The sequence below is a fragment of the Oceanobacillus sp. CFH 90083 genome, from assembly GCF_009389585.1.
Classification (GTDB): domain Bacteria; phylum Bacillota; class Bacilli; order Bacillales; family Amphibacillaceae; genus Oceanobacillus.
Genome location: NZ_VIYG01000005.1, coordinates 80,612 through 93,919, shown reverse-complemented (window position 1 = coordinate 93,919; position 13,308 = coordinate 80,612). Strand labels below are relative to the sequence as shown.

The 13,308-nt window shown below is 29.4% G+C and carries 12 protein-coding genes and 1 pseudogene; 12 read left to right on the top strand and 1 reads right to left on the bottom strand.

Annotated features, from left to right (window positions below; translation table 11 throughout):
* Positions 1 to 56: 56 nt before the first annotated feature.
* The 12 genes from FLK20_RS09185 (at position 57) to FLK20_RS09130 (ending at position 11,641) form a co-directional block, all read left to right on the top strand.
* Complete coding sequence (locus FLK20_RS09185; protein WP_152656275.1) at positions 57 to 1,163, top strand: class-II aminoacyl-tRNA synthetase family protein; 1,107 nt, start codon at positions 57 to 59, stop codon at positions 1,161 to 1,163.
* Positions 1,150 to 1,407, top strand: coding sequence for a phosphopantetheine-binding protein (locus FLK20_RS09180; RefSeq protein ID WP_152656274.1), 258 nt, complete (start codon positions 1,150 to 1,152; stop codon positions 1,405 to 1,407). Before FLK20_RS09185 ends, FLK20_RS09180 begins: the two co-directional genes overlap by 14 nt.
* Complete coding sequence (locus tag FLK20_RS09175) at positions 1,404 to 2,150, top strand: class I SAM-dependent methyltransferase (protein ID WP_152656273.1); 747 nt, start codon at positions 1,404 to 1,406, stop codon at positions 2,148 to 2,150. The genes FLK20_RS09180 and FLK20_RS09175 overlap by 4 nt, the downstream gene beginning before the upstream one ends.
* A gap of 336 nt (positions 2,151 to 2,486) precedes the next feature.
* Positions 2,487 to 3,476, top strand: coding sequence for a phosphoenolpyruvate carboxykinase (ATP) (locus FLK20_RS09170; protein WP_152656272.1), 990 nt, complete (start codon positions 2,487 to 2,489; stop codon positions 3,474 to 3,476).
* A gap of 66 nt (positions 3,477 to 3,542) precedes the next feature.
* Entirely contained in the window at positions 3,543 to 4,688 is a 1,146-nt protein-coding gene (locus FLK20_RS09165) for a nucleotidyltransferase domain-containing protein (protein ID WP_194165586.1), read from the top strand.
* 260 nt (positions 4,689 to 4,948) lie between these two features.
* Positions 4,949 to 5,926 (top strand): LLM class flavin-dependent oxidoreductase, encoded by a 978-nt coding sequence (locus FLK20_RS09160; RefSeq protein ID WP_152656270.1) that lies wholly within the window; start codon positions 4,949 to 4,951, stop codon positions 5,924 to 5,926.
* A 288-nt stretch (positions 5,927 to 6,214) separates the two neighbouring features.
* Positions 6,215 to 7,369 (top strand): hypothetical protein, encoded by a 1,155-nt coding sequence (locus FLK20_RS09155; RefSeq protein ID WP_152656269.1) that lies wholly within the window; start codon positions 6,215 to 6,217, stop codon positions 7,367 to 7,369.
* A gap of 31 nt (positions 7,370 to 7,400) precedes the next feature.
* Positions 7,401 to 8,591 (top strand): type III PLP-dependent enzyme domain-containing protein, encoded by a 1,191-nt coding sequence (locus FLK20_RS09150; RefSeq protein ID WP_152656268.1) that lies wholly within the window; start codon positions 7,401 to 7,403, stop codon positions 8,589 to 8,591.
* Between the two features lie 3 nt (positions 8,592 to 8,594).
* Positions 8,595 to 8,828: a phosphopantetheine-binding protein gene (locus FLK20_RS09145; RefSeq protein WP_152656267.1), complete on the top strand. Its 234-nt coding sequence runs from the start codon at positions 8,595 to 8,597 to the stop codon at positions 8,826 to 8,828.
* A gap of 28 nt (positions 8,829 to 8,856) precedes the next feature.
* Positions 8,857 to 9,579 carry an SDR family NAD(P)-dependent oxidoreductase gene (locus FLK20_RS09140; RefSeq protein WP_227994953.1) on the top strand — a complete coding sequence of 241 codons (723 nt, stop codon included), beginning with the start codon at positions 8,857 to 8,859 and terminating at the stop codon, positions 9,577 to 9,579.
* Positions 9,580 to 10,144: 565 nt separating this feature from the next.
* On the top strand, positions 10,145 to 10,705 hold the full coding sequence (locus FLK20_RS09135; RefSeq protein WP_152656265.1) for a hypothetical protein: 561 nt from the start codon (positions 10,145 to 10,147) through the stop codon (positions 10,703 to 10,705).
* Positions 10,706 to 11,641, top strand: a complete 936-nt coding sequence (locus FLK20_RS09130) for a cysteine peptidase family C39 domain-containing protein (RefSeq protein WP_152656264.1) — start codon at positions 10,706 to 10,708, stop codon at positions 11,639 to 11,641.
* Between the two features lie 102 nt (positions 11,642 to 11,743).
* On the opposite strand, the pseudogene FLK20_RS21915 reads toward FLK20_RS09130, so the two are convergent.
* Positions 11,744 to 12,860: pseudogene (locus FLK20_RS21915) on the bottom strand (transposase); the annotation flags it as partial.
* Positions 12,861 to 13,308 lie beyond the last annotated feature (448 nt).

Sequence of the window (13,308 nt, the reverse complement as noted above, 5' to 3'; positions counted from 1 at the left end):
AAACAATGATACTTTTTAAAAAGAGCTATTCAAGATATTATATGAGGAGTTAGATTATGATACAAATAGATGTTAGTGATTATTCAAAAGAGACAATTGAAACTTTAACACAACAGATTTACTATGTCAGCAGTCAAATTCAGTCAGTTAAATATGATAGTAATACTTCAACGGTAAATATCATTTTAAAGTCAAAGTACGATAAAGATATTGTTGAAAATCAAATAAATAATTTAGTTAAATCACTGTCACATAATAAAAATTATTTAAAACTCAAAACTCATGTTAATGATATAACTGTCAATTATGAAAAAACATATCCTAGTAGACATAAGGAAGATTACAATGAAGTTTTAGTAATTCTTGATTCATTCTTCCATGAAATTGCTGAGAAATATGGTGCAAAGATTAGAGAGTTTCCTATAACTCTTGACTTTAACAACCTAATAAAAAATAAGTATCATTTTCATTTTCCTCAACATATTTATTCATTAAGCACTTTTAAAAGAGATAAGAAAGTAATTGAGACATTCAAAAAAAGTGGATTGGATTTCCCCGATAATGAAGATCTTGAACAAGAAAAGAGTATATTAAGACCTTGTTTATGCTATCATGCCTACCAAGAACTGGAAAATTTTGTTGGGAGTCATGCAATATATACAAGTTCAGGAAAATGCTTCAGGAATGAAGTACCGACTTTTTTAAATCATTTTAGGCATAATGAATTCTTTATGAGAGAAATCATTTTTGTTGGTTCGAGCGAATTTACTCAACAATTGAGAAATGAAATGATTGAAGAAATATGGGGGATTTTCTGTGAAATAGGAATGCCAGGATGTATAAAGAACGCTGAGGATCCTTTCTTTTTAAATGATGATATTCTGAAACAACATTACCAATTATTAACAAATGCAAAATTTGAACTTCTTTATGTGAGTTCTACTGGAGTAGAGGTAGCTATTACTTCATTTAATTATTTAGAAGATTATTTATGCAGGCAATATAATATTTATAATAATGGAAAAGAAGAGTTTCTGCATTCCGGGTGTATTGCTTTCGGTCTAGACCGATGGGTAACAGCGTTGTTCGAATTATTTGGAGAGAAAAAAAATATTGTAGATATAATAAATAAACAAAGGAGAAAGTTACATGGTCACATCTAATTCAGATTTTACCAATTGTTTAAAAGAAGTAATTAAACGAATTTTAGAATTAGATTCTAATTTTAAAATTAGTGATTCATTAGATCTAAAAGGAATTGGATTGGATTCAGTTGCAATTGTTAGTTTAATTATAGAGTTAGAAGACATGGGGTATACAATTCCTGATGAGCATTTGAACCATAAAACATTTGAAAATATAGATAACTTAAAGAAATACTGCTTCAAAATAGAGAATGAGAGGTGATTAAGATAGAAGAAAAGTTCATATTTAATAATAGTAAGTTTTGGGATTTTGTTGCTCTTAGAGGGGGCAATAGTCAAATAGAAGCTGGGGGATGGATAAGTTATCTTACTGGTGAGCCGTTTTCGGAATCAGAAATTAATGAATATTCTAATAACACTCTTGTGAAACTAAAACCTTACATTAATTGCAAAAATAGTTTTTTGGAGATTGGTGTAGGATCAGGGGTTATTTTGCAAAAAATATCATCACAGGTTAAAGATTACACAGCAACTGATATATCTTCAAAGATGATAAATTTTTGTAAAGACAAACTAGTTATAGAAAATAAGGAAAATGTTAAGTTTGAAAATCTTGAAGCTAAGCAAATGGATGAATTATTGCCAAGAAGATATGAAGTAATTATTATTAATAGTGTTTGTCAATATTTCCCGTCGATAGAATATTTTGAAGAAGTGATAGCTGCTGCACATAAAGTTTCAAAGGAAAATACTATTATATTCTTAGGTGACATCCCTGACGTATCAAAGAAGGCTGAACTAATTAGAAATGCACAGAGAAATAATAGCGAACAAGGTAATTTGCATAGAGAAATGTTCTATAACAAAGATTATCTCTATAATTTATATAAAAAATATACTTTTATAAAAAAAATAGAGATCAGCGAAAAAATTTTTAGTATAGAAAATGAACTGACTTCTTATAGGTTTGATTGTATTTTAACAGTGAAAGGATCTCTTTATTAATAATAAGATTACAGTGAAGAAGTGTATAGTGATTAACGAGTCTAGAACTAAACACTAAAAGAGTCTTTCTATAAAAAAATTGTTTAGATTAATTCAATGAATAAGGAGTGTTTGCTCAAGAGATTCGAATAATTGATAATAGGGATCAAATTTTGGTGAAGTAAACCACTCATTCACTTTAAAACTTAGACTAAGATACCTCAGCTAGTAGATAACTATATTTTTATAATAGTTGAGTGACAAATATCATATTCAAAAGTTAAAATCGATATTAGCGACATTTTCAGAAAACAAGAACATTAGAAACTATTTTAATTACAGGATAGGAGGTAAAAAATGGAAAGTAAAGTATTTTCTAGATTTAACTCTAAAGTACTATTAGTAGGTCCTGAAAGTATTATAAAGAATGTCGAATCTTTAGCAAATCCGTACCTTAAAGTAAATGAATTAAGTGATTCAACAGAAAATTTGTGGACAATTTTTACTTCAGAAAGATACTTAACAAGTTTGCAGGATTATGAAATTATTAATTATGAATATCCTGGAGAACCAGATAGGTGTTATTTATTTAATGGTAAAAAAAGGGAAATAATAATAAAAGAGCCAAACGAAAATCGTTGGAAAGCTCAACAAGCTTTGAGGTTAATAAGAGGGGTTCTGCGCTTACAAGATTACGCTGAAAATGCAATTTTCTTACATGGTGGATTAGTTGAAATTAATGGAAATGGAGTTGCTCTTATCGGTCAATCTAAATCAGGGAAAACTTCAACAATTCTAACCTTACTTGAAGATAATCAAGTTAACTATGTTACGAATGATGATATTTCTATTAAATTCTCAAATGATACTATATCTGGATTTGGATGGCCACGATCCATGTCAATACGGAAGGATACAATCAATGTAAATAAAAAGATAAGATCTAGGTTCAAAAATAATTACACCCTTAATCATCCATTTAATAATGCAACTCAAGATTATATTTTTGCAACTCCTAAAAATTTAGAGCAACTTTATAATAAAAAAATTAAGACCAATACAAATATTAAAACCATTGTCTTTCCTAAATTCCTTCCACTTCAGCAAAATGGCGTGTTTATGAGGAAACTTGATGAGAAAGAAGCTACATATAATTTGATAAATAGTGTAGTTATAAACCCTGGTAAACTAAATGAGTTTTTCTTGCCTCATTTTGTACTACCCAAAATAGAGGAATTGATTCCTAATATAATGAATATAGCTAAAAGGGTTGAGTGTTATGAACTTAAACAAAACTTTTATTCTTTAGAAGAAGGTGCTACTTTTATAAAGAAAATAGCTAAATAAAAAATAAATTTAATATATATTTTTTTAGTATAATTCTTTGATTAAATTATAAAAGGAGTAATGCTCATGGCTATATTAAATATGGAAAGATTATCTTTAGAGGAAAAATTGTTAATTTTAGCTTCGAGAACAAATATAACTAAAGAATCAAATCAAATTAAGGAAATTTTAAAAGAAACTATTGATTTTAATTACTTAGTTGAAATTGCAAGTAAAAATAAGGTTCTTCAATTGATCACACCACATTTAATTAAGCTGGATACAGATAATTCAATTAAATCATCTGATAAACAACTATTGAACTTTTATTATTTAGGTAACAAAAAGAAAAATGAAGTTGCCTTTAAAGAATTACAATTAATTTTAGAAGCTTTTCGAAAGAATAATATCAATGCAATACCTCTAAAAGGAATCGTATTAGTTCCTTGCGTATACAAGGATTTTGGTTTACGTAAAATGAATGATTTAGACTTCTTAATTTCCCCAAATGACAGAACTTTAGTCTCTAACGTATTAAAAAAGATAGGATACTCAATTGGTAAGTATAATTGGTCTACAGACTCAATAGAAAATATTTCTCGCGAAGAAGAGTTATATTGGCGAATAAACACAGGTAATTTACATTTACATTTAAAATTGACTGGAGAAGATTTTTTAAAAGTTGTTAGAGTAGATTTTTCATATGATATAGACTTGGAAAAAAACTATAAAGCAACTAATTCATTAATTGATAATTCAGAACTTGGTTTAATTTATAATACTCAAACTAAGTTATTAGAATCTAATGATTTTTTAATTCATTTGGCGATACATCTTTATAAAGAAGCTACAAATGTACAATTTGTGTTATTAGAAGCAGATTTAAATTTAATAAAATTTTGTGATTTAAGGGAGTATATTTTGTATTTAAATAAAACCGGAAAAATAAATTGGGAAAAAATTTCTATAAGAGCTAAAGAATTACGTGCTAGTAAAGCTCTTTATTTTTCACTATATTTTACTGATTATATATATGGTGATAATTTTTTAAATGAGGTTAGAAGTTTTTTAGATATTCAAAATACTGATTTTTTAAATGAATACGGTTCTTTAGATTATGGAACTTCTCAAAAATGGAATAAATCATTTATAGAACGATTATTCAAAAATAATACTAACGAATTGAAAAAACAAAAATCAAAATTAGAGGAATTTAGAGAGACTTTAAAATAAACTATGTAAAATGTGGATAAAATAAATGTGGACTCTTTTCGTATAATCAATGGGTTCATTTGTATGAAAATCGCCTTACATGTTTCAGGTTAGAAATTGTTTTTGTATATGAGAAACGTGGCAATGCAATATATAATTCCTTGTGCATTGAAGTATATCTCCTAGTCTCAATTACATTATAACAATAACAACCCTTTGTCGGTATAATTAACTTTTGAAGCGTTTTTTGCTTTGAGTGTAATGAAAGGAATGACACTTCTATGAATTTTTGTTGGGGATTATCAACTGATCGAAATTTAATTGAAAAAAACGAAGAAGAGGTAATTCAAGCAGAAAAATATGGTTTCAATAGTGTTTTGATAGGGAGTAAAGATAATTCTTTTGATCCTTGGATTATGGCTAGTCATTTAGGTTCTCTTACTTCTAAAATACGGTTTCTTATAGCTCAGAATACCAATTCAACCCTTCCGTTAAATACGGCTAAATCTTTAAGTTCTTTAATGCAAATTATTGGTCCAAGAGTAGATTTAAATATTGTTTCAGGACGCACAAAAACTGAGTTGCATAAGGATGATAGTCATGTTACTCGTTATAATAGAACTTCAGAGTATGTCCAAATAATTAATGAAATTAAAGAGGATTACAAATTTAGTTTTTCTGGTGATCATTTTAACATTGAAAACTATCAACTAAAACCCAAGCTAAATGGTAATTTTAATATATGTGTAGCAGGAAGTTCTGAACAGGCCTTAGATATTGCTTGTAGTTATTCAAATTATTATCTTGTTTATGCAAATAGCATTGATTGGTTAACAGAAAGGTATTCAAAAGTTTTGGAATCCACCGCAAATAAGGTTAAATGTGGATTATTAATCGATGTAATTGCTCGTGATACAACAGAAGAAGCTTGGAATGTTGCACAAAGGTTAAATGACAATTTTAGTCTATTTCAAAAGAAAATTAAACAGTTATATTTAAACAATACTGATTCCGAAGGAGTATTGGCGCATAAAAAGCTGCTAGAATACGATAACTTTATTATTGGAGATAATTTATGGTCAGGATTAGCGCAGGTAAGCAAATCAGTTCCTGTTTCAATTGTAGGGAGTTATCAGGAAGTGATTAACACAATTATAAAATTAAGAGAGATTGGAGCAGATTATTTTATATTTACTGGCATTGCAAGGGATAGGGAGATAGAAAGAATTGGAGAAAATATATTACCATTCATTAAATAAAAAGGTAATTTTATAATGGGAATTAATAAAATGAAGGCAATAAGCTCTTTAAATAATTACTATCTAATAACGATTAAACTTTACTATTAATTAAAAATATTTAGTGAATATTGATGAGAAATGAAAACGGGGTTTATAAAAGCATTTCAGTGAATATCTATAGTTCAATATGGTTTGAGCATTCGACCCTGAATTTGTTGATCTAATTTATTAAAGTAAAGAACAAAAAAGACAAGATTATTTTGCTATGTAAAACCTTTTTTCAAAATGTACTTGAGGAGGCATTATATGGTTTCAATAAATAAATTAAAGTTATTAAAATACGAATATTCAAAAATAATATATTTTGCAGGGTTTAATTTTGAGGTACAGTCAGATAGCGAGGAAGTAATAAAGGAGATTGATGAATATGTTTCTCCTTTGGAGGTTTGTGATTCCAAATTGCCAATGAATAGATTTTATGTAAAATTTGCTATTAGTCCAGATATTGAAAGAGAAATACGTGAATTTTGTGAGAAGAATGGAGTTGAGATCACAGCTAGAACAGATGTAACATATCTTAAGGCAAAAACCAATGGTTTTGTTTTCTATGCCTCATATAAAAACCTAGAGCCTTTTGTGATAGTCGTTAAGAATAAGACTTTTGTAATTATAGGGGCAGATAAAACAATTGCTTCGATAAGAGCTCCATTAAGAATAATTAGAGAAGTTTCATTAAGACAATTAGAAAATCAAGGAGGTTGTTTTGTTCATTCAGCAGCAGTGGCATTTAATAACGGTCAAGATGCATTTTTAATAACTGGAGATGGTGGCGCAGGAAAATCAACTTTAATGTGGTATTTAGTAAAATATTTAGGTGCTGACTTTATAACTAACGATAGAGCTATTACATTACAAAGTAAAGATGGAATTTCTATTTATGGGTGGCCGATGTGTTTACGATTAGGTTTGGGGACAGTAAATGCAACAATGGATATTAACAAGTTAAGAAATTATACTTTTCATCGTCCACAAGTGAAAGGATTGTGGAATCAACAAGTTGAAGATAATGAAAATGCTAAACTAAATTGGGGTAATGATGACAAATTAGAAATTACACCTAAAGAAGCCTGTGATATTACAGGAACAACTATACGGTCAAAATCATTGGTAAAAGGATTGTTTTTCCCAAGGCTACAAATAGGAAGTGGAAAAATAAGAATTAGCCCTATTGAAGATACACAAGTAGTGAGAATATTGAATGATAATCTTAGAGAACCAGTAGATGAAGATTATGGAAGGGGTTGGCTTGATCAAAGAACGGTAGAAGATTTTGTTCTTATAGAAAATAAAACAAAATTAATGAGGAACTTAATGAAGCTTCCAAGATGGATAATTCAAGGTGACCCTAGGTATCTAGAAAACTCGATTTATGAATTAAAAAAATATTGCAAGCAAATTTAATAAACTAAATTACTATTTCAAGGGTGAAATAATGTATCATTATAATGAGTTAATAAATAAGTATGGGAGTCCGTTATATGTTTATGATCTTAATAAATTAGAAAATGCATACACCCTACTAAAACAATCCCTGCCATCAAATAGTATTATCTACTATTCTTTGAAGGCAAATCCTAATATAGAAATCACTCGGGAGTTAGTGAAATTGGGTTGTTATGCAGAAGTTTCATCTAAGAAAGAATTAAATATAGCTTTAAAGGCTGGAATAAATGCTGAAAAATGTTTATATACTGGACCTGGAAAGACTTATGATGAAATATTATTTGCGGTTAATAATGGGGTGATTCATTTTTCAATTGAGTCTATGTTTGAATTAGACATAATGTATGCAATTTCGATAAGAGAGGAAATTCACCTAAGAATAACCCTTAGAATAAACCCAAAAGAACAATCAATAAAAGCCAGTATTAATATGACTGGTGTCTCATCTCAATTTGGCATAGAAGAGGAAGAATTAAAAGAAGATATACTTCAAAAATTTAAAAGTGATTATTTGTTAATTGAGGGTATCCATATTTATAACGGTTCGAATTTTGGAAGTAGTAATGCAGTATTGGAAAATTTTAAGTCTGCTATTGATTCTGTTAAAAGAATTCAAAAAAAAATAGGAATAAAATTAAAATTTGTAAATTTAGGTGGAGGATTCTCTGCACCTTATGCGACTGAAGATAAGTTAAGTAATTATCAAGATATAAGGTTGCCATTACAAGCTTATATAGATGACAAATTCCCAAAAAACACTTCTATAGCCTTTGAAAGTGGACGATATTTAGCAGCAACTTCTGGAGTATTAATTGGTACAGTTTTGAATTTTAAGAAGAGTAAAGGAAAATATTTTTGTATAGTCGACTTTGGAATTAATAACTTAGGTGGGATGTCAGGTTTAAAGCGACTTCCTTTTAAAAATATTGATATTATACCTCTAGTAAAAAAGAAAGGAGAAAAAATTGAAGTAAGTTTAGTAGGGCCATTATGTACACCTTTAGATTATATCGATAGAAAGATTGCTGTTCCTAGGTTTACCAGAGGAGATAGGTTTTATATACCCAATGTCGGTGCGTATGGTTTAACAGCTAGTTTATTGGGATTTTTAGGACGTGATATTCCGAAAGAAATTATAATAAAAAATAATAAAATTTGTGTAACACAATGGGAGGTATAGATAATGGAAACAGAATTTATAGAAATTCTAAATAATTATTTAGATGATGATGCTAGCTTACATTCAGGTGTGAATCTAAAAGAATTAGGATTGGATTCAATGTCTTCAATCGAGTTATTGCTGGAGTTAGAGGATTATTATGATATTACTATACCTGATGAGTTTCTAACAGAGGAAACCTTTTCATCAACACATAATTTGTGGAATGTTATACAAAGTAATTCAAATGAAAACTAAAAAATAAAGGAAGGTGTTAAATATTCGTGTGGCAGTTGTTTCTGGAGGAAATAGAGGAATAGGAAAAGAAGTTTGTGTTCAGTTAGCATATTTAGGTTATAAGGTTATACTTACAGCAAGAGATTTAGAAGTTGCAAAACATGAAGCCTCCAGGTTACACAATAATATTGTGCCTGCTACTCTTGATATTAGAGATGATTCAAGTGTAGAACAACTAGTATACTTTATTATGAATAAATTTGGTCGTATTGATGTACTTGTCAATAATGCAGGAGTTTTTCTGGACAATGAAAATAATGGGGCATTTTCGAGTATTTTAGAAATGGAATTAGATATTCTAAAAGAGACAATGGAAGTCAATTTATATGGAACTTTGCGACTAACAAAAGAGATTTTTAAATGTATGCAAGTTTTAGAATATGGAAGAATTGTAAATGTATCGAGCGGAATGGGGAGATTATCATCATTAACTTCTTCAAACGATATTCGGCGTGATGCAAGAACTGGGCCTTTTTATCGAATATCAAAAGCTTCTTTAAATGCTTTAACTAGAATTTTTGCAGTTGAAGGTAAGCAATCGAATATAAAAGTAAACGCAGTATGCCCTGGATGGGTTAAAACGGACATGGGTTCCTCTAAGGCGATACGTACTGTTACGGAAGGAGCCTATGGTATTGTGTGGGCTGCCACACTTGATGACAATGGACCTACAGGGGGGTTTTTTCGGGACTGCAAGCAATTAAATTGGTGAATTACTTGTTTTGTATTGTAATTGTAAGAGGAATAAAATGATTGGTCTTTTTAAACAATGCATGAAAACTGCATGCATATTTCTTATTATGTAGAGTAAGCTAAATAAAAATTTACTATACTCTATGTAGTATAACTTTTTTCTGCAAGGGAAGTTCAAGGTGCGATAAAGAAATAGAACGAAATATCCTAATGAGGAAAAGCAATCCTTTGAAAATTCTATCCAATATCAATATAGTGACTCATGACAGTAGGGAATCTTCTTATCCTTGATTATCCCACTTTTTTTATATAATGTACCCTATCATAATCAGTACAATTGATTGTTTTATAGAATGTATATTTTGTGTTATAATTATTTTTAGATTATTTATAATGTTTTCTATCTTTTTAGTTTAATGCTAATGATGATAGTCTAGTTGATTTGTAAGACACGGAAAAAGTTAAAAATAGAGTTTTAAGGAGGTGATTAAGATGCCCCCTGGTAAAGAAACATCTTAATGTAAAATGAGGAGTCTTTTTTAAAGACTCCTCAGCTTGCAATATCTATAAAAGGAGATAAACTTATGGAATATAATATTTTAGATTTAAAAAAGCTAATAAATAATAAAGGTTTGGCATCAGAAGATAATTTTAAAAGTGCATCGCTTACTATGTCAGGATCTTCAATTCCAAATGATAAGATTCCATTAAACAAAGAATTTTACTTTAACGGAATTCCCTTTTATATAACTGAAACAGAAAAAGGTGATAATATAGAGTTAGAAGGACAAATAATTGAATTAAATGAAGTTATTTCTTCGAATTATTTATATATATTAGGATTATCTGTATACGGTGATTATTTTGAAGATATAACATTTTTGTTACATAATGAAATCATAAAAAAAGAAAAGCTATCTTTTAATGATTATCTAACAGAAGAACCTTTTTTTACAAATAATTTAGTATTCCAATCTCAATTCACCTATAATAATATCAGTAATAATTTTAAAAATAAATTAAATAAACCCATAATTTGGTGTGATAAAATTACTTTTAAAAAGAATATAAAGTATAACAAGATTGAACTTGGTGACAATCCTTGTATGCATATATTTGCAATGACGAGTGTAAAGGAGAATTAGATGAAACAAGAAAAAATGTTTTATAGTAGATACTTTAACTGCTCAGAAATTATAATGGTAGCTAAACTCATTGATTATAAGATCGATTATAAGCAATTTTTTTGTCAGGCTGGATTTTGTTATAAGTATGATAATGAGAAATTAGAAATATCACCAAATTTTATGAATGCGGATACACTACTGAACGACTATTTTGGAATTAAGAGAGTTACTTTTAGAAACTACAAATCAGAAGAATATATGGAAATAATTAAAGATTTATTAAATAAAGATGAAAAACCAGTAATTAAAGTTGATTCATTTTATTTACCATATTGCTTGAGTTATAAGACCGGTCATTTCTCACATGCAATTGAAATATATCAAGAGATTGAAGATGAATTTCTAATAAAAGATTACTTTTATCAATATAATGGTAAAATAATGAAAAATGATCTTTTAAATGCAATAAAATCCATTGAAAAAAATATACAGCATAAGATATGTGAAGTCTATTATTTAGAAAAAAGTGAAGAAATTATGAACAATAATTTATTAGAAAATATTAATTTAAATAATTTTCAAGTTATGAATGGAAAGAGAATATTTGATTTAGTAGAAAAAAAAGATTTGATAATTGGTATAAAAGGAATAGTTGAGCTAAGGAAGAATATTATAAAACAGATAAATAATAGAAATGAAGAATTCTTACGTAATGCATATCCTTTAATTAAAAATATAGCTAATTCTAGAAGACGCTTATACGATTATTTCTCTGTAGATGACCGAGAAATAGCGGATTTGTACTTTAATAACTTTCAGAACTGGTCAGTTTTTATGAATCTTATACTTAAATTAATTGCTTCAAAAGAATATAATAAAAATCTACCTAGAATTGAAAAAAGGTTAAATCAAATTATAAACGGGGAACAACAATTTTTAGATTATCACATATAAAAATTTGAATAGTTTCATGTGGAAAAATGAATTTCATAATAGCTCTTTCTAAAAATACAAAGACGAGCAGAATTTTCGAAAGTGTATTTTAAAAAACAAGAATTATGCAGCTTGTTGTTGAATAATATCCGCAGCTATTTGGGAAGTATTATAAATCAAAGCGAGCCTGTCAAAATGAATTTTCGCACGCTTTCCAGTGGGATAACGATCATTATTTAACTGATAGAACTCTTTTAAATAAGCGTTGACACGTTCTACTACTGTCTGTTTTTAGAATATTTTCCAAGCTTTTAGATTGGCGTGAAGGCACAGTTTAACGCCTTAAATCGGTGATTACCTTGGCTTTATACACTTTTTTACAGATACCTTCGTTCGCAAGCGGGTAGTCGCTATATTCCTTTGGTCTAGTATATTTCTATGTTTCGTATTTCGGATCAAAGCTGTCATATTTATAGGAATGTTCTCAAAAACAGATTGGGGCAAATTCCTTATCAAACTCGATCATTTCGCCTTCATTTCGCTTATTATAGGCAGTGACAGACTGTTGTCCCATGTGATGAATCTGTTCAAAAATTGGCTCGAAATCATAACCTGCATCCAATATCTGGTAAGAAGCAGACGTAATAGGAAGTCTTTGATCTATTCTTTTCAATAGGGCAATAGCGGCTTTTCCATCATTTAAGCTGCCAGAAGAAAATAAAGACTGCAGAATATATTGGCTTGATGTGCCAACTGCGAGGTGCCCTCTGTAGCCAAACCAAAATTCATTTTTACCATCTGCATTTTTTTCGCGCCACATTTGGGATTCATTGGTACCTCTGCACGCAATACTTCTAACGGAACATCTAACTGTGCTTCCATTTTCTTTTCATACAATGGCAGGTTTGCTTCTTTTTCTACTTGATCTTGAAGATATTGCTCGCGCTCTTCCTTAGATTTAGATTTATGCCCACGCTTTTTGGGCGCGGCTTCCAATTTTTCTTCTTTTTAAATGGACGCCGTGTCTCGTGCTTCAAAGTGGGTGGCATCAATAGCAATGACTTCATCAGCGATAAATCCTTTTTGTAACCAAGTGAGAATACGCAGCTTCTGACGTAGTAGAATCAGAAACTAGAAATCCGCAGTTCATTTTAAAGATAAAGTCAAAGAAAATGATTTTCCAGTATTGGATCAATGTCCAAATTGTCATTGTGCAGCTGGGGGAAATGTCTATCATCATGGTTTTTATTGGAGAAACGGAATCACAGAAGAAGCTACATTACGTATTCCGATCTGTCGTCGAATGTCCATAATTGACGGGATCCTTTTCCTTTTTTGTTTTCGAGAACTTCTCTTATACTTCTTAAAACCGTGTGAAGGGTATATTGAAAATAAGGAAGGAGAAAATCCGGCAGGATAGAAAAAGTCATTTCACATAAAAAACATTTCAGAAATCCCGGCTTGGAGCGCCTGTTGAACAAAATTATGCAGGGATGATTATTTCCTTTTTTATTCGCTACATCGAGCGTGTCCCCACCATCCAAGACTTAATCAAGCGTCTAAATGAGGCAAATTAATGCAGTCGTATTTTGATGCCCTAAAAAAATAATCACGGTTTCACATATCTTTTGCGTTTTCAAGGCGTGTCGTAAAAAGTAGAATAAACTTATGGATGACCGGTTGTCCTT

Excerpts from the sequence above, each read along its gene's own strand:
- FLK20_RS09170 (WP_152656272.1), top strand. The coding sequence starts at position 2,487 with ATGGAAAGTAAAGTATTTTCTAGATTTAACTCTAAAGTACTATTAGTA.
- FLK20_RS09160 (WP_152656270.1), top strand. The coding sequence starts at position 4,949 with ATGAATTTTTGTTGGGGATTATCAACTGATCGAAATTTAATTGAAAAA.
- FLK20_RS09165 (WP_194165586.1), top strand. The coding sequence starts at position 3,543 with ATGGCTATATTAAATATGGAAAGATTATCTTTAGAGGAAAAATTGTTA.
- FLK20_RS09130 (WP_152656264.1), top strand. The coding sequence starts at position 10,706 with ATGAAACAAGAAAAAATGTTTTATAGTAGATACTTTAACTGCTCAGAA.
- FLK20_RS09185 (WP_152656275.1), top strand. The coding sequence starts at position 57 with ATGATACAAATAGATGTTAGTGATTATTCAAAAGAGACAATTGAAACT.
- FLK20_RS09180 (WP_152656274.1), top strand. The coding sequence starts at position 1,150 with ATGGTCACATCTAATTCAGATTTTACCAATTGTTTAAAAGAAGTAATT.
- FLK20_RS09145 (WP_152656267.1), top strand. The coding sequence starts at position 8,595 with ATGGAAACAGAATTTATAGAAATTCTAAATAATTATTTAGATGATGAT.
- FLK20_RS09155 (WP_152656269.1), top strand. The coding sequence starts at position 6,215 with ATGGTTTCAATAAATAAATTAAAGTTATTAAAATACGAATATTCAAAA.
- FLK20_RS09150 (WP_152656268.1), top strand. The coding sequence starts at position 7,401 with ATGTATCATTATAATGAGTTAATAAATAAGTATGGGAGTCCGTTATAT.
- FLK20_RS09135 (WP_152656265.1), top strand. The coding sequence starts at position 10,145 with ATGGAATATAATATTTTAGATTTAAAAAAGCTAATAAATAATAAAGGT.